Here is a 17,414-nt window from a genome sequence, read left to right on the forward strand (position 1 = left end):
TCAGAGGTTTACTTAGAATAGAAGACCTACTGTAAATGATGACATGATAGCAAATACGATTGCAAACAAGATTGACAAAATCACACCATTCAAAAGTGCTGCCAAAATCATTTGATAGAACTTATCAGCCTTCCACGCTGTTGTTACAGGAACAATTGTAAATAGATTAGCAATTGCAAATAAGAAGTAAACAACATAGAACAAGAATCCTGGGAAGGCAACAAGTCCAATAGCTCCCAACAAGATTGTTACAAGCAAGATTGGCAAGGCTAATGATGTCAAACGACCAAAACGGTCAAAGCTATTCAAGAAAGTAGTCTCAGGGTCACGGAAGATGGCCTTACGTGTCACAAATCCTGCCAAGATAAAAGCAAAGATAAAGAGGAAGGCAGCTAGGATACTAGCAAAGAAGGCTCCAAAACCAATGCTAGATGTATGGCTTGAAACTGGAGATGAGTAAGCATCTGTTCCATAAGAACCAAACATACTAGACAATGCATTTGTTGTTGATACAACTGGGCTAATAAATTTACGTGCCACAGCGCTCAAAATTGCAAAGAAGGCAAGTCCAGTGAAGAGTGACAAGAAGATATAGTTAAGCCAACCATTGTGTTTACCATAGTCTGTCATGTCAGCTGGACGACGCCATGCATTAAGCAACCATGTCCAGTAGTTTTTGAATGTTGTCGCAAATGCTGATGGTTGTGCTGGAACAACTACGGCTTGACCGTTGATAAATTGAACGTTTTGACCTGGTTGAAGAGGTTGACCGTTAGCAAAAGCTGCTTGTTGACCAGCTTGAGCATTCGCAAAACCAGCTTGTGGTTGGGCCGCTTGATTTGGCACTCCTTGTACTGGTGCAGTTTGAGCACCCGCAAAGGTTGGTTGTGGTTGTGCTGCCTGAGCAGTTGCAAAAGGAGCTTGCGCTTGTGCGTCTTGTGCACTCGCAAAAGTCGGCTGTGGTTGCGCTTCTTGGGCACCAGCGAAAGTTGGCTGTGGTTGAGCCTCTTGGGCTGGTGTTTCTTGGGCACTAGCGAAAGCTGGTTGCACTGGCGCTTCTTGTGTTGGGGCAGTTTCTACTGCTGGTGCGTCATCTTGGAACTCACCAGCTGCAAGTGCTGCTGCAATTTCTTCTTCAGTCGCTGAACGACCATTGATGGCTTCAAAAAAGTCTAACCAATCTGCTTTAGTCATAATAATCTCCTTAAAAATACATAGAATGTCTTTATTTTATCACAAATAAATACATTAATAAATGTCATTTTTATTAGAAAAAGGCTTGGAGCAAACTGTCCAAACCTTTATATTTTCTATTTACTTCTTTGTAGAGATTTTTGAATCTGACGATCCAGCTCTCGTTTAATGTGTGGTTCTGGTGCAAATCGCTCTTCCCAGTCACTTGGTTTAAGAATTTTGTGGGTCACGGGATCAAAGTGAGCCTTTCCATCGGGGAAAATTTTCCCCATATTAGCCTCATGAACCGTATCAAAGAAAGGCTTAGGATCGACCCCCATAAGGACAAATGAACCATAGGTCAAGTAAAGCAAGTCAGTCAAAGCATCCACCTGACCAACCATCGTTGACTCTGAGTGCTCTTTAGAACTAACTTTGAGGGCTGCCTTATCAAGAGCAGCATGCAAATCCAGAACAGCCTGACCAAAGACACGCTTGTCCCCACCTGATGAAGCATAAAGAAATTCGACGATTTCTTCCAACTTGAAGTCCGCACGGTGACCAGCTTCCTCGATACCGTAAACACGAGGCATGTCGTTAGTTGAGCCATCCATCAAATGGTGGAAATCCTTAACCTTGTTGAAGTTGCCATCATCACTGGTAAATGAATTCTCTGTTTCAAAGTGAATCAAACCGTAGTGTGACAAGGCTTTGGCAATCCCATTCTGGTTATTAGTATCAGTGACATGGGTAGCCTGGTCTTTCAGTTCGTCTTCACCATTTCCCATGGCAACACCAACGCCAACGCCAGACAGCATTTCTAGGTCATTTTCCGAATCCCCAAAGGCCATAACCTCACTGAGTTCGAAACCAAAAACCTCACCTAGATGAGCGATACCTTTCAACTTAGATTGATCCGCTGAAATAATATCGGCTGAGTAAGGACTTGAGCGGGTAATCTTCACATGAGGAAATTTTTCTTCAATATCTTGTGTTTCGCCCACCGTCGCTACCATAACCACCTGATAAATAGGCTCACGCATGATAGTTTTAAGGGTTTCAATGCTTTGTGGCTTGAAACGACGAATCAAAGACTTGAAACTACGCTCCACCATCTTAGCCCAGGACTTAGGGACAATACGGCTGACGATTTGTCCAAACTTACTCGTCCCCATACTGATAATATTGGAACCAACAAGACCTGTACTAGTCCCTAGAGAAATCTCTCTACGGTGCTTGGTGGCATAGCGAATCAAGTTGTAGACTGTTGATTTAGGGAGCTGGTTTTGATAAAGGACCTTGTCGTGAGTCAAAATATACTGACCGTTATAAGTGACTGCAAAATCCAGACCCAGATTGTCCATGAAAGGCTGGACAAATCCTGGACCACGACCTGTTGCCAAACCAACTAAGATACCATCTTCCTTCATTTGACTGATGGCTTTTTTGGTTGAACTAGACACGCGTTTTCGGTCATTTAGAAAAGTCCCATCAATATCAAAAAAGACTGCTTTAATGGCCACAGAGCTCCCCTCCTTCTAACATTTTATGCTAAAATAAATTATAACATAAATATGATAGTGAGTAGTATAAATGATAAAAAAAATCCTAGTCCTTCACACTGGAGGGACCATTTCCATGTCAGCGGATAATGATGGCAGGGTCAGCCAAAACGCTGATAATCCCATGAACCATGTGGGACTTGATTTAGATAATTTAGAACTAACCGTTCTCGATTTTCTTAATATCCCAAGCCCACATATCACACCCTACCACATGCTGGATATTTACAAAAAAATCAAGGAAACAGCTGGTCAATATGATGGTGTGGTCATCACTCATGGGACAGATACCCTGGAAGAAACAGCCTACTTCCTAGATACCATGGCCGTCCCTGAGATTCCAATCGTTCTAACTGGTGCCATGCGTTCGTCAAACGAGCTAGGAAGCGACGGGGTCTATAACTATCTCTCAGCCCTACGTGTTGCCAGTGATGACAAGGCCGCTGACAAAGGAATCCTCGTCGTGATGAATGATGAAATCCATGCAGCCAAGTATGTGACTAAGACCCATACCACAAACGTAGCAACCTTCCACACACCAACCCATGGTCCACTAGGCATCATCATGAAGCATGACATCCTCTGGTTCAAAACTGCTGAGCCTCGTGTTCGCTTTGATTTGGAACAAATTACAGGAACAGTACCAATCATAAAAGCCTATGCAGGGATGGGTATTGGAGATGGTATCATCAGTCTCCTGGATCCTGAGAAGATTGACGGTGTCGTCATCGAAGCCATGGGTGCTGGAAACCTTCCACCACTAGCTGCAGGAGAAATCACAAAGCTTATGGAAAAAGGAGTCCCTGTTGTGCTCGTCTCTCGCTGTTTCAACGGTATCGCCGAACCTGTCTACGCCTATGAAGGGGGTGGGGTCAAACTCCAAGAAGCTGGCGTTATGTTTGTTAAAGAACTCAATGCACCAAAAGCTCGCCTCAAACTCCTCATTGCACTTAGTGCAGGACTAAAAGGCCAAGAATTGAAAGATTATATCGAGGGATAAGACATGAAACTTAGCATTGAAGCAACCGATAGATTGGAAAATAAAGATTTCCACTATGAACTAACCATCTCAAAAACACATATCGCCATGGTCTGTGGTACCGTGCTAGCCAGTCTAGCGCTAGTCGCATGGTTGAAGAAAAAATAAAAAAAGCTTGAAGCATGGTCACCAGAAAGGTGACTGAACTGCTTCAGGCTTTTAGTTTTCTTCGTCAGGTCTATATTCAAGAATATCTCCTGGTTGGCAATCTAACTCTTTACAAATAGCGTCCAGTGTTGTAAAACGGATTGCCTTGGCCTTGCCTGTCTTAAGAACCGAGAGATTGGCTGGGGTAATACCAATCCGTTCTGCCAGCTCACCCGAGCGCATCTTCTTCTTGGCAAGTTCAACGTCCAAATTGACAATAATCATAAGCCCCTCCTAAATCGTGTACTCATTTTCCTCAGCAATGGCATTAGCCTTAGTCAAAATCATAGCGACAGCATAGAGGACAAAGCTAACTAGCAAATAACTGATGTTAAAGAAACTATAACTCTGGTTGCCAGTTCCAAATGTAAAGATACCATTATTGATAAAAGCCCCAAGAACGAGCAAATGCGCTGACCAACGAACCAACTTAGCATTTTTAGCGATGAAAATATCAGAACGATAAAGGTTAATCAGAAAGGCACGTAGGCACAACAAGAAACCTATGTTGACTACCATACGAAGGAAATCAATGGTTGCTGCAAAAAGTGTCAGACTAGTGCTAGTACTTTTCACGGTAACTCCCGAACCAAGAAGCATACGCCAACCTTGTTGTAAGAGTCCTTCATGACCAGTCAGAATAAAGGCGTCATTAAGAATGGTAATAACAAGACTTAAAAAGCCCGCAAAAAGGAGGACATTAACGAACAGGAGAACACTACGAAGTCGTTTTTGTTCTTGCGTCTCCTGACGATTTTTAGCACTTTTAGCCGATTTCCAACCATAATAACTAGAGCCAGCCAAGGCTAGGACGATTAAAAAATAGAATAAGATAGTTGTCATGTGTTACCTCGATTGTAAATACATTTTGATTTTTTGGGAGTATAGACTAGAAAAAGCCAAGGTGCCTCTAGGAGCCCTTGACCTTATACTAAATCAGCAGCTAACTATTAACAGTATCAATTATATCGAATATCAATATAAAATACTAGTTTATAGATAAGATTTTACTACTTTTCAACTAAGATACATTCAATTATTTGACAGCTGTTTGTCCCTTACGAAGACGGATAGCATCACAAGCTAGAGAGACCAAGAAGAGCCAAACTGATGTGCTGAAGTCCATTACTAGGTGATCTGTCGTTCCCAACTGCAAGAAGATATTCAAGGCTGATGGCACAAAGGTTAGAAGGGCAGCCTTTTTCAAGAAAAGAGAGAAATCTTCTGTCCAAAGTGCCTTCCAAGTAAAGTCTTTAAGATCTTTACGAAGGAGCCAAATCAAGGCAAGATAGAAGGCAAATTGTAGCTCTGCGACCAGCCAGTAACCCCAACCAGAAAGGTATTGAACCTCTGCACCTGGGAAAAGATTGGCCACGTTCACAAAAGGAAGGATAAGTAAAGCAAGCATTGCAAGACCGTAGATTGCCATAAGAAGAATAAGAAGAGCGTTGATGATTGGTTTAAGTGTTTTCATGATAAGTTTTTCCTTTGTTAAATAGTTTTAGTAAATAATTTCTCTTTTTCGCGAATAAGATTATCTTTATCGAAAACTTATTATCGTTTATCGATAATTATATATTACACTCTTTATTTCTCCTTGTCAACACATTTTTATCGTTTTTCGATATTTTTTATCTAAAAATCAAAAAAATAAAAACCAGTCAAGAAAATCTCAACTGGTTAGCTTACTTATTTTAATCGCCTAGACTGGTCGTGCTTCCGTCTAGACTTTTTATGATTTTAAGAAGAGGGATTCTACGTAATGAAAAAAAGGAAAAAGGGATTTTGGAAAATGAGGGATGAAAATTGTAGAATATGGGTAAATTTAGCCTCTTCTTAGCATCAATATTAGTTTTGATAAACCTTAAAGTCTTGAGGATGCTTTTGGAAATTTGGGTTGTAGGTTACTTTAATTTTTACTGTCATTGTTATGTCCTCCTTTTTAGGAATGGTTTGGCCTAGCCAAAACGTTTTATTATCAAAACCTATCTCGTTTTGATGGTTTTATTATAGGTTGCCTAACTTAAAGAAAGCTTGTAATAAGCTTGAAGGAAACTTAAAACTCTCAGTGAGTTTACTGAGAGTTTTTCTGTCTAAAGCATGGATAAGATAAGACCCAACACCAGAGCCACCCAAACGGCATAGCGAATTGTCGCATGATAGCGGTAACTTTCAATAACCTTGGGTAGCTTTGTAAAGAGATAGGCAATGTAGGCAACTATGGAAAGAAAATACCCTTTAAAATTCCAGGCCGAGCCTAAGATACTAAAATCTTCGAATAGGGGCACAAGCATCAGTACAGCTGTAAGCATGCACCAGACTGGCAAAAGCGTTCTTTCCTTTTGATGCTGTATATGGATAATCAGTTGAGCTATAAGACCCGCGACGTACATAATCAGTAATACCGAACAAGATAGAGAGATAAGAAGTGAATAAAGATATAGGGTATGAAAGTCTGTCTTTCCTTCTATCAGCTTTGTCAATTCGGTAATAAACCAAATCAAGATGAAGGCGAAAAAATAAAATATGAGACCTAACATCATAAGAAATAAGGGATGCAAGATTGCAAAAAAATCGAGTTTTAACCGTCTTTTGTTCATTGGTTTCCTCCTCAATCAAACTCACCTTGGCTTCTCAAATGTGCTCCTAGCACCTGCCATTCAGGATTCTCTCGCCAGTTAGGGTCAGATACAATTTGGCTAGCCACCCGTCTGGCTTCCTCTAAGATATTGTAGTCTTCCACAATATCGGCCACCTGAAATTCAGGAATACCTGACTGACGTGTCCCAAAGATTTCACCTGAGCCACGCATTTTAAGATCCTCCTCAGCTAGAACAAAGCCATCCGTGGTCTCACACATGGCCTGCATGCGTTTTTTACCAGTATCATTTTTAGGATTAGCCACCAAAACACAGTAGGACTGCTTATCGCCACGACCTACACGCCCTCGAAGCTGGTGAAGCTGGCTAAGTCCAAAACGATCCGCATCCATAATGACCATAACTGTAGCATTTGGCACGTTAACCCCTACTTCGATAACTGTAGTTGATACTAAAATCTGAGATTTTCTGTCCTTGAAATCTTGCATAATTTGGTCTTTTTCATCATTTTTCATACGACCGTGCATCAGAGCTACTGTAGCTGAATCCCCAAAGAACTCTGTGAGTTCCTGATGAAGAGCTACCGCATTTTTCAAATCAAGAGCCTCAGACTCTTCAATCAGAGGAGAAATAAAATAGACCTGAGCATCTTTTTCCAACTCCCCCTTAATCCAAGTCAATACAGTATCTAACTGCTCATGTTTAACCCAACGGGTGATGATGGGCTTACGTCCAGCTGGCATCTGGTCAATGATAGATACATCCATCTCCCCAAAGGCAGTGATTGCCAAAGTCCTAGGAATGGGTGTCGCTGTCATCATAAGGACATCAGGATTGTCACCTTTCTCACGGAAAATACGACGTTGATTAACCCCAAAACGGTGCTGCTCATCAGTAATTACTAGCCCAAGCCTGTGATAAGTCACAGCATCCTGAATCAGTGAGTGAGTCCCCACAATCATCTGAGCCTCCCCCGATTCGATTTTAGAAAGAGCTACCTTCTTGTCCGCCGCCTTCATCCCAGAAGTTAGGAGCACTACCTCTAGCTCAGGAAAAAGCCCCTGTAAACTCTGATAATGCTGCTCTGCTAAGATTTCCGTCGGTACCATGAGGGCAGACTGAAATCCTGCCGTATAGGCCCCATACATAGCCAAGCTAGCGATAACTGTTTTCCCTGAGCCCACATCTCCTTGCAAGAGACGGTTCATATGAGCCCCAGATTTCATATCAGCTAGGATTTCCGATAAACTACGCTGTTGGGCCTCTGTTAAGGGGAACGGTAATGCTGCAATTTTGGCTTTGATTTTGGCTTCATCGTAAGCAATTGCTAGACCATTGGTTTCGGACTTATTTTCAGCCTTCAGCACCTGTAAATTCATCTGGAAATAAAAGAGCTCCTCAAACTTGGTCCTACGTAGAGCCTGCTTATATTCAGCCAAATCTTTCGGAAAATGCATGGCACGCACAGCCTCTTGACGTCCCATGAGACGGTACTTGTCCAGCAGCACCTGAGGGAGATTTTCCTCCAACAAATTAAGGGCCCCACTATCAAAAGCTGCCTTTATGGCCTTTATCAGTTGGGCCTGACTAACACCCTGGGCTACATGGTAGACTGGCTGCATATCGTCCTCAACTTGAGCCAGGACTTTCATACCAGTCACAGCAGACTTCTTCTGGTCCCATTTGCCAAAAATAGCCACTTCTGCCCCCATCTCAATCTTATCCACAAGATAAGGTTGGTTGAAGAAACTAATGGCAATCACAGCCTCTCCTTGCTTGATTTTAAAACTCAGACGATTCCGTTTAAAGCCATAATACTGCACATTGGCAGGCGTCACCACTGTTCCCGTAATAACAGCCTTTTCGCCATCCATCAGTTCAAAGATAGACTTACTCTTAAAATCCTCATATCGGAAAGGAAAATAAAGCAAGAGGTCCCCAACCGTGTATAAATCTAATTTGGTAAATTTTTCAGCGGACTTAGGCCCAAAGCCTTTCAAATCCGCAATTGGTGAATCTAGTTGAATCATATCCTCTATCATTTCTATCGTGTTCTTCTTCCCGTGAAAAAGGAAGCCTTATCAGCTATTATAACACATGAAAATGGTCTTCACTAAAACCAAAAAATCCAGCATCAAACTGGATTTCTCTTTTTATTGATATTAATCATAGCTACGAGGTACGCGGTCACTAAGTAAACAAAGAACTTCGTAGTTGATAGTGCCACGTTTTTCAGCCACCTCTGTCGCAGTAATGCTTGCTCCCCCATTTTCACCCATAAGAGTGACAGGAGTTCCTAGGGGATAAACCTTAGGAAGGCGAACAGTAATCTGGTCCATAGACACACGCCCAACAATAGGACAAAGCTGTCCATCCACAATAACATGGAAACCTTGTAAATCTCTAGTCCAACCATCCGCATAGCCAATCGGAATGGTTCCAATAACCTCATCAGCTGTCGTCGTATAGGTTGCACCATAACCTACATCTTGACCTGCTGGCAGGGTCTTAACATGAACAAGTGCAGTCTCCAAACTTAAAGCAGGACGAATCCTATATGGAAGGTCTAAAGCACTGCCACTAGGATTGAGACCATAGATAACAACACCCAGACGTACCGCATTAAAGACTGTTTCTGCATGCCAGATACTCGTCGCAGAGTTGCTAGCGTGTACCAAGCGAGGACGGTCCACCAAGTTATTAACCAAATCCGTGAAGAAGGCTAATTGACGCTTGAATTTACTATCATCTGCCTCATCAGCCGTTGCAAAATGGGTAAAAATACCTTCGACATCCGCACCAAGTGATTTCAGACCAGCAATCAAGCTAACCGCATCCTCTTGGTTACGCACCCCAATACGGCCCATACCTGAATCAATCTTAATATGGCAGGTCAAACCAGTTAAATCAAGCCCTTGATTCTTAGCCATTTCCAACCACTCAAGCGAAGCTACCGTCAGAGTGATGTTTTCTTGAATAGCCAAAGGAACCTCGTCTGGCAAGACGACTCCTAAAATAAGTATCGGTTGTTCTAAGCCAGCTTGACGAAGTTCAAGCGCCTCGTCTAGGTTGGAAACACAAAAACCATCCACCTGCTTAGATACATGCTTGGCCACTTCGACAGCGCCATGACCATAAGCATTGGCCTTAACAACTGCAAAAGTCTTTACCTGTTTAGGGATGTGACTAACCACTTGTTCAATATTTTCTGAAATTGCTGATAGATCAACCTTTGCCAAGGTTGGTCGATGTAAACTTGAAATCATAAGCTATCCTCTTCCAACATCTATCTCTTAGTTTTTTTCTAAAATGACACTTGCCTGAACAAAATCACCGCTATGGGAAATCGAGATAAAAACCTTGCCTTCAAAAGGTGATTGGGTCACCACTGGAGCTCCCTTGTCATTGGTCAATATTTCAATATCCTTAAAGCCGACTGCTCCAATACCAGTACCCCAAGCCTTTGAAAATGCTTCCTTACCGGCCCAGCGCCCTGCTAAATAGGACATCTGACGATTACCAGAAAGGGATTCAAAACGCTCCCACTCTTTTGGTGTCAATACCTTTTTTGCAAAGCGTGGATTGCGGTCATAAGCCTTTTTTACAGCTGAAATTTCCTGCAAGTCTATACCATGTCCAAAAATCATAATTATAACGAAAGTCGATTGTGGATTTCACGAATAAGGCTATCTGTCTTAGCCCAACCAAGACATGGATCTGTAATTGATTTACCATAAACTTCAGGTGTGTCTTGACGACCATCCTCAAGGTAAGACTCAATCATAAAGCCACGCACGGTATCCGCGATACGCTCATCCCACTCACGGTTAAGAAGGACTTCACGCACAATGCGAACTTGTTCCATGAAGTTTTTACCTGAGTTATCATGGTTTGTATCAACAAGAATAAATGGGTTTTCCAAATTAAATGCACTATACTTGTCCAAAGCCTTAACCAAGTCCTCGTAATGGTAGTTGACAATGTTCTGACCATTTTCATTGTTGGCACCACGCAGGATAGCGTGAGCGAGTGGGTTACCATCTGTTTTAACTTCAGCACCATTGTAAAGGAAATGCTGTTGGTTCTGCGCCGCATAGATACCATTAAACATGACATTCAAATTCCCTGACGTTGGGTTCTTCAAGCCAATTGGCACATCAATACCTGAAGCTACAAAGCGGTGTTCTTGGTCCTCGACAGAACGTGCTCCAATAGCGTGATAGCTAAGCAGATCATCAAAGAAGGAAAGATTTGACGGATAAAGCATCTCGTCAGCGATTGGAAGGCCTGTTTCAGTAATAATACGTGACTGAAGGTGGCGAACCGCCTTAACCCCAGCAAGAAGGTCTACATCACCCTCTGCATCTGGCTGGTGGATAAGCCCCTTATAACCGTCCCCATTAGTACGTGGTTTAGCTGTATAAACACGCATAACAATAAAGATTTTGTCCTTCACTTCTTCCTGAAGTTTGGCCAAACGGTGAGCATAGTCAAGAACGGCTTCTTCATTATCAGATGAACATGGACCAATAACCAAGAGAATACGTTTGTCCTCACCCTTGATAATTTTTGCCAAGGCCTCATCATTAGCCTGTTTAGTTACTAGTGCGTCTCCCGTAAGAGCATGCAATTTCCTTACTTCCGCTACATCAATCAGCGGACTATTTTGATGAATTCCCATCTATTTCCCTCTCTTTGTGAAAAGAGAGCGAACCGCTTGGTCATCCAAACGGTTCACTCCCCATATATGGTTTCTGTTACCTTATTATTTTGACAATGTATCGTGGATTTCACGAATCAATTCTTCTGTCTTATCCCAACCAAGACATGGGTCAGTGATTGATTTACCATAGACATCTGGCGCATCTTGACGGCCATCTTCAAGGTAAGATTCAATCATGAAACCACGTGCCACTTTGTTGATTTTTTCATTCCAATCACGGTTAATCAAGGTTTGACGAACGATACGGATTTGTTCCAAGTAACGTTTACCTGAGTTATCATGGTTTGTATCAATAACGATGAATGGATTCTCAAGGCCCATTTGTTCATAGTGTTCGATTGTTTCAAGCACATCATCATAGTAGAAGTTAGGCACGTTTTTACCATATTCATTCGTTGAACCACGAAGAATAACGTGTGCCAATGGGTTCCCTGGAGTTTCAACTTCTTCACCGTTAAAGAGGAAGTTTTGTTTGTTTTGTGCAGCGTAGATACCGTTAAACATCACGTTAAGGTTCCCTGATGTTGGATTCTTCATACCAGTTGGAACATCAATACCTGACGCAACAAAACGGTGTTGTTGGTCTTCTACAGAACGTGCACCAACGGCAATGTATGACACAAGGTCATCTACCAAAGGAAGATTTTCTGGGTAAAGCATTTCGTCAGCAGTTGTGATACCAGTTTCAGTGATAACACGGTAGTGAAGGTTACGCACAGCCTTGATACCGTTAATTAGGTTTGGTTTCCCTTCAGCATCAGGTTGGTGTACAAGTCCTTTATAGCCATCACCATTTGTACGAGGTTTAGCTGTATAGACACGCATAACCATAAAGACTTTATCTTTAACTTCTTCTTGAAGTTTAGCCAAACGGTGAGCATAATCAAGAACAGCTTCTTCATTATCAGATGAACATGGACCGATAACCAAAAGCGTACGGTCATCTTCACCCTTGATGATTGCTTCAAGCTCTTTATCACGAGCTTGTTTCTTGGCAAGAGCTTCACCTGTTAATGTAGTTGATTCTTTAACTGCATCAAAATCAATTTTTTCACTTACTGCTTTAAAAACCATAATAATTACCTATTTTTTCCTAAAATTGTTTACGACCGTGACAATTTTTAAATTTCTTACCAGAGCCACATGGACAGAAGTCATTACGACCAACCTTACTAAAGTCAATTTCTTGACCATTAGCATCTGCTTGGTGGGCCTGGATATTGCCTGTTGCTGTTGTCGAAACACGTTCATTCACATTTTCACGAGATTGTTCATGAATTTGTGCTTTCATCATTGTACGTGTCACATCATATTCAATTGCCCCAATCATATCTTGGAACATCTTGAACCCTTCAGATTGATACTCAACGATTGGGTTGTTTTGTGCATAACCACGCAAACCAACGGCATTACGTAATTGATCTAGGGCATCGATGTGGTCCGTCCACTTGTTATCAACAACCATCAAAATCAAGACTTTTTGGAATTCACGGATAGCTTCCTCTGAACGCAATTTCTTGATTTGACGATCATAAACATCATCTGCTAACTCATTCAAGTAAACTTTAATAGCGTCATAATTAACACTACGTTTCGTTACCTCTCCCACTTCTTGTAAATCTTCAAGTGAGATGGCATTCTCAGGAACCAAAGCCTGACGAGCAAAGTTCAAAATACCTTTAAGAGCTTCCTCTTGATCATTGCGGCTGTGACCATCTACTGTACGGTTAATCGTACGCGTAATCATAGCCTTAATCTCAGGTTCAAGGTCACGTTCCGCTGTGATAACATCATAACGCTCAGCATAGATGATTTCACGTTGTTCACGCATAACGTCATCGTACTGAAGGACTTGTTTACGAGTATCGTAGTTATTTCCTTCGACACGTTTTTGAGCCGCTTCCACTTGGCGTGTCAACATACGTGATTTGATAACAATATCTTCATCATCAGCATTCAAACGTTCCAAGACTTGTTTGATACGATCAGAACCGAAACGACGCATCAATTCGTCTTCAAGTGAAAGGTAGAATTGAGATTCCCCTGGGTCCCCTTGACGTCCCGCACGACCACGCAACTGGTTATCGATACGGCGGCTTTCGTGACGCTCTGTACCAATGACACAGAGTCCACCAAGGTCAAGAACACCTTCACCAAGTTTGATGTCGGTACCACGACCGGCCATGTTGGTCGCAATCGTAACGGCACCACGTTGACCCGCATTCATGATAATATGCGCTTCTTTTTCGTGGTTCTTGGCATTTAGCACTTCATGAGGAATACCTGCTTCAACCAACATCTTAGAAATCAAGTCAGATGTTTCAACGGCAACCGTACCAACAAGGACTGGCTGTCCCTTTTCATAACGACGTTTAACATCTTGTACCACAGCGCGGAATTTAGCATCCAAGGTAGGGTAAAGAAGGTCATCGTGGTCAATACGTTGAATTGGACGGTTAGTTGGAATCGGAATGATTCGCATGTTGTAAATTTCACGGAATTCATCTTCCTCAGTTTTACCAGTACCAGTCATCCCTGACAATTTCTTGTACATACGGAACATATTTTGGTAAGTGATTGAGGCAGATGTCTTCGTTTCTTCTTGAACTGGCACACCTTCTTTTGCCTCAATGGCTTGGTGGAGCCCATCTGAGAAACGACGTCCTTCCATGGTACGACCTGTAAATTGGTCAACGATAAGAATTTCTTGCTCAGGACTGACCACATAGTCAATATCATGCAACATGATGTAGTTGGCACGAAGGGCGTTGTCAATATAGTGAGTCAAGGCAACATTATCAATATCGTACAAGTTGTCCAAGTTGAAGAATTCTTCAGCCTTGTCAATACCTGAGTCATTCAAACCAATCGTTTTTGTTGGAATATCAATGGCATAATCATCCTCTGTCAAGGTCTTAACAAAGGCATCCGCACGGTGATATAACTGATTAGTTTCTGAACTTACAGGACCTGATACAATCAATGGTGTACGAGCTTCGTCGATAAGAACTGAGTCAACCTCATCGACCAAGGCATAGTTCAATGGACGTTGTACCATGTTTTCCTTACGAACAACCATGTTATCACGAAGATAGTCGAAACCTACCTCTGAGTTGGTTGAGTAAGTGATGTCACAGTTATAAGCTTCACGTTTTTCAGCTGGTGATTTGGCTGAAAGGTTAATCCCTACTGACAAACCAAGCCAACTATAAAGCTCACCCATTTCAGTCGCATCACGCTCTGAAAGGTATTCGTTAACAGTGATAACGTGCACACCTTCACCTGAAATAGCATTTAGGTAAACAGGCATTGTCGCAGTCAGGGTTTTCCCTTCCCCTGTACGCATCTCTGGGACGTCACCATGGTGAAGAACAATACCACCCATGATTTGCACACGATATGGGAAAAGTCCAAGGACACGTTTTGCCCCTTCACGAACAACTGCAAATGCCTCTGGCAAGAGTTGGTCTAGGCTTTCTCCGTTTTGATATCGTTTTTTAAATTCTTCTGTTTTTGCCTGAAGTTCTTCATCTGAAAGAGCTGCCATTGCATCAGCATAGCTCTCGACTTTCTTGGCAGTTTTTTCTAGTTTCTTAATTTCGCCTTTATCATTTTCAATGATTTTGCGTAATATATTTGCCATCTTTTTTCCTTTCGACAGTCTTTATCTCCATATTTTACCACAAAAGCCCCCTTTAAACAAGAAATCACTCAAGGATTGACAAAGAAAAAAGCCCTAGTTTAAGGGCTTTCACAATGGATTTGCAAATAAACGAAAACTTTTTTATTAGATTCACTGAAAATATCGACAATAATGCTTTAAAACTACTTCTTAGAGTTCTCTTGGCTCTCTAGGATATCCTCAAAATCATGCAAGAGATTTTCAAAAGCCTGCTCAAAGAAGGCATGGTCGGTACCGCTATAGGCCTTCATTATCATAGGGCTAGCTTCAAAATCAACGTAGAATTGATAGTCCAAGACACCATTTTTCCAGTAAAATTTGATGCTAGGGGATGCCGTTTTTTCACCGCACATACCCGGAATGGCCCGTTGTAAGCCATAAATGTGATCTCCATAATCTTTCAGACTATAGTAAGCTCCCTCAAAATAATAGGATTTGCCGATTTCAATACGCTCAAATAGTGCAGCTAAAACTTTTTCATTACTCATACTTAAGCCTCGTTAGGGTGACTGACAATCATCTCCAATTGTCCATCAATTTCCCAATCTGTCACATCATTTGGAAGAATGAAGTGATCACCTTTTTTTAGACAATAAATGCGTGAATCGATAGTCATAGTCCCATTGCCAGAAAGTACCGAACAAAGCAAATAAGGAGCTGATTGTTTGAAGTCAACCAAGCCACTGAGTTTCCATTTATATACGGTGAAGAAGGAGTTTGATGTCAAACAAGTCGACTCTAATTGCAAGGTCTTAACAGTTGCTGGGACGCTATTTTCTGGGTCCCCTAGATCCAAGACATCAAGAGACTGTTGAATATGAAGCTCACGTTTATTACCCTGATCATCCCTACGATCAAAATCATAGACACGGTAAGTCGTGTCGCTAGATTGTTGAGTTTCTAAGATAAGGATACCTGGACCAATAGCATGCATGGTACCACTTGGTACAAAGAAAAAGTCACCTTTCTTAACAGGAGTTTTCGACAAAAGTCCGTCCCAATCACCTGCTTCAATTAAGGACGCCAATTCTTCCTTTGTCTTAGCCTTGTGACCATAAATAATCTCTGCACCCTCTTCAGCATCAATAATATACCAACATTCTGTCTTTCCTAGCTCACCTTCATGCTCTAGTCCATAAGCATCATCAGGGGGTACTTGTACTGAGAGCCAGTCATTAGCGTCCAAAATCTTTGTCAACAAAGGAAAAACACTAGTCTTGGGATTTCCAAAAAGTTCTGGTTTATCCTTGTAAAGTTCTGCCAGATGAAAACCAGCATACTTTCCGTTTTTGACATAGGATACACCATTAGGATGGGCAGAAATTGCCCAGTATTCACCAGTGTGTTCACTGGGAATATCGTAACCAAACTCTGTCTTAAGTCGATTACCTCCCCAGATTTTTTCATGCATTGGCGAATCTAAAAATAAAGGTTCCATTACATCCTCCTGTATAGAGCAAAACGCCTTAAGATCACGTCTTAAAGCGATTTTACATATTTTGCTTATTTGCGTGAGTGTTTGTCAGCTACATCTTTGGCAAGTGCAAAGTTACCAAGTGTTGCAGAGCCATTACCTGAAACAGCAGGTGTCACAATATACTCAGTCACGTCTGGCACTGGAAGGTAACCATTCAAAAGAGCTGTGAATTTTTCACGGACACGACGAAGCATGTGTTCTTGTCCCATAACACCACCCCCAAATACGATAACTTCTGGACGGTAGAGCACAGTTGCCTGGACAGCAGCTTGAGCAATGTAGTAAGCTTGAACATCCCAAACCTCAGAATTTTGCTCAATCAATTCGCCACGAATACCTGTACGGGCTTCAAGTGATGGACCAGCAGCCAAACCTTCCAAACATCCGCGGTGGAATGGACAAGTTCCGTTAAATTCATTGGAAACATCATTTGGGTGAAGAGGTACATATACGTGACCAGCTTCAGTGTGACCCATACCACCAATGAACTCACCATTTTGAATAGCACCGGCTCCAATACCAGTTCCGATAGTGTAGTAAACAAGACTCTTAACACCTTTACGAACAAGTGTCTCACCATAAGCAGATGAGTTAACATCAGTCGTAAAGTAGAAAGGAATATTAAACTCTTTAGCAATCAAACCAAGAAGGTCGACATTTGACCAATGTGGTTTTGGTGTTGAAGTCACAAAACCATATGTTTCAGAGTTTGGATCAACATCAATTGGTCCAAATGAACCAATTGCAATTCCAGCCAATTGATCTTCATAACGTTTGAAAAATTCAATCGTACGGTCAATTGTTTCATAAGGTGTAGTTGTTGGGAATTGAGTTTTTTCAACGACTTGGAATTTCTCATCGCCAACAGCACAAACAAATTTTGTACCACCAGCTTCCAAGCTTCCGTAAAGTTTAGCCATAGGTAAAGCTATCTCCTTTTGTAATCAATAAATAACTATTTCATACTATTATAAAGAAAAGCTAGGCAAAAGACAATCTAAATGAGACCTT

16 protein-coding genes are annotated in these 17,414 nt (G+C 41.8%); 1 reads left to right on the forward strand and 15 read right to left on the reverse strand.

Features of this window, described 5'->3' with window-relative positions:
- Positions 1 to 12: 12 nt before the first annotated feature.
- Together BSR19_RS08920 and BSR19_RS08925 are read right to left on the reverse strand one after the other, a co-directional pair.
- Complete coding sequence (locus tag BSR19_RS08920) at positions 13 to 1,194, reverse strand: DUF6574 domain-containing protein (RefSeq protein ID WP_156247021.1); 1,182 nt, start codon at positions 1,192 to 1,194, stop codon at positions 13 to 15.
- A gap of 116 nt (positions 1,195 to 1,310) precedes the next feature.
- Complete coding sequence (locus tag BSR19_RS08925) at positions 1,311 to 2,696, reverse strand: Cof-type HAD-IIB family hydrolase (RefSeq protein ID WP_156247022.1); 1,386 nt, start codon at positions 2,694 to 2,696, stop codon at positions 1,311 to 1,313.
- Between the two features lie 73 nt (positions 2,697 to 2,769).
- Between BSR19_RS08925 and BSR19_RS08930 the strand changes: the two genes are divergently transcribed.
- On the forward strand, positions 2,770 to 3,735 hold the full coding sequence (locus BSR19_RS08930) for an asparaginase (RefSeq protein WP_156247095.1): 966 nt from the start codon (positions 2,770 to 2,772) through the stop codon (positions 3,733 to 3,735).
- A 198-nt stretch (positions 3,736 to 3,933) separates the two neighbouring features.
- On the opposite strand, the gene BSR19_RS08935 is transcribed toward BSR19_RS08930, so the two are convergent.
- The 13 genes from BSR19_RS08935 to scrK form a co-directional block, all read right to left on the reverse strand.
- Positions 3,934 to 4,146, reverse strand: a complete 213-nt coding sequence (locus tag BSR19_RS08935) for a helix-turn-helix domain-containing protein (RefSeq protein WP_002884695.1) — start codon at positions 4,144 to 4,146, stop codon at positions 3,934 to 3,936.
- Positions 4,147 to 4,155: 9 nt separating this feature from the next.
- Positions 4,156 to 4,764, reverse strand: a complete 609-nt coding sequence (locus tag BSR19_RS08940) for a DUF2975 domain-containing protein (RefSeq protein ID WP_073688474.1) — start codon at positions 4,762 to 4,764, stop codon at positions 4,156 to 4,158.
- 193 nt (positions 4,765 to 4,957) lie between these two features.
- Complete coding sequence (locus BSR19_RS08945) at positions 4,958 to 5,395, reverse strand: hypothetical protein (RefSeq protein WP_156247023.1); 438 nt, start codon at positions 5,393 to 5,395, stop codon at positions 4,958 to 4,960.
- A gap of 619 nt (positions 5,396 to 6,014) precedes the next feature.
- Positions 6,015 to 6,521, reverse strand: a complete 507-nt coding sequence (locus tag BSR19_RS08950; RefSeq protein ID WP_156247024.1) for a hypothetical protein — start codon at positions 6,519 to 6,521, stop codon at positions 6,015 to 6,017.
- Between the two features lie 11 nt (positions 6,522 to 6,532).
- Positions 6,533 to 8,551 carry an ATP-dependent DNA helicase RecG gene (gene recG, locus BSR19_RS08955; protein WP_156247025.1) on the reverse strand — a complete coding sequence of 673 codons (2,019 nt, stop codon included), beginning with the start codon at positions 8,549 to 8,551 and terminating at the stop codon, positions 6,533 to 6,535.
- 132 nt (positions 8,552 to 8,683) lie between these two features.
- On the reverse strand, positions 8,684 to 9,787 hold the full coding sequence (gene alr / locus BSR19_RS08960) for an alanine racemase (RefSeq protein WP_060972523.1): 1,104 nt from the start codon (positions 9,785 to 9,787) through the stop codon (positions 8,684 to 8,686).
- A gap of 27 nt (positions 9,788 to 9,814) precedes the next feature.
- A complete protein-coding gene (gene acpS, locus BSR19_RS08965) occupies positions 9,815 to 10,168 on the reverse strand; it encodes a holo-ACP synthase (protein ID WP_002891813.1) in 354 nt (117 codons plus the stop codon).
- Positions 10,169 to 10,170: 2 nt separating this feature from the next.
- A complete protein-coding gene (locus BSR19_RS08970) occupies positions 10,171 to 11,202 on the reverse strand; it encodes a 3-deoxy-7-phosphoheptulonate synthase (RefSeq protein WP_060972522.1) in 1,032 nt (343 codons plus the stop codon).
- Positions 11,203 to 11,286: 84 nt separating this feature from the next.
- Positions 11,287 to 12,318, reverse strand: a complete 1,032-nt coding sequence (locus BSR19_RS08975; RefSeq protein ID WP_002891816.1) for a 3-deoxy-7-phosphoheptulonate synthase — start codon at positions 12,316 to 12,318, stop codon at positions 11,287 to 11,289.
- A gap of 19 nt (positions 12,319 to 12,337) precedes the next feature.
- Positions 12,338 to 14,887 carry a preprotein translocase subunit SecA gene (gene secA / locus BSR19_RS08980; protein WP_004183450.1) on the reverse strand — a complete coding sequence of 850 codons (2,550 nt, stop codon included), beginning with the start codon at positions 14,885 to 14,887 and terminating at the stop codon, positions 12,338 to 12,340.
- Between the two features lie 182 nt (positions 14,888 to 15,069).
- Entirely contained in the window at positions 15,070 to 15,414 is a 345-nt protein-coding gene (locus BSR19_RS08985; protein WP_231605964.1) for a hypothetical protein, read from the reverse strand.
- Between the two features lie 2 nt (positions 15,415 to 15,416).
- Positions 15,417 to 16,364, reverse strand: a complete 948-nt coding sequence (gene manA, locus BSR19_RS08990; RefSeq protein WP_156247026.1) for a mannose-6-phosphate isomerase, class I — start codon at positions 16,362 to 16,364, stop codon at positions 15,417 to 15,419.
- 65 nt (positions 16,365 to 16,429) lie between these two features.
- Positions 16,430 to 17,323 carry a fructokinase ScrK gene (gene scrK / locus BSR19_RS08995; RefSeq protein ID WP_002891824.1) on the reverse strand — a complete coding sequence of 298 codons (894 nt, stop codon included), beginning with the start codon at positions 17,321 to 17,323 and terminating at the stop codon, positions 16,430 to 16,432.
- Between the last annotated feature and the right edge of the window lie 91 nt (positions 17,324 to 17,414).

The organism is Streptococcus salivarius (assembly GCF_009738225.1).
Lineage (GTDB): Bacteria > Bacillota > Bacilli > Lactobacillales > Streptococcaceae > Streptococcus.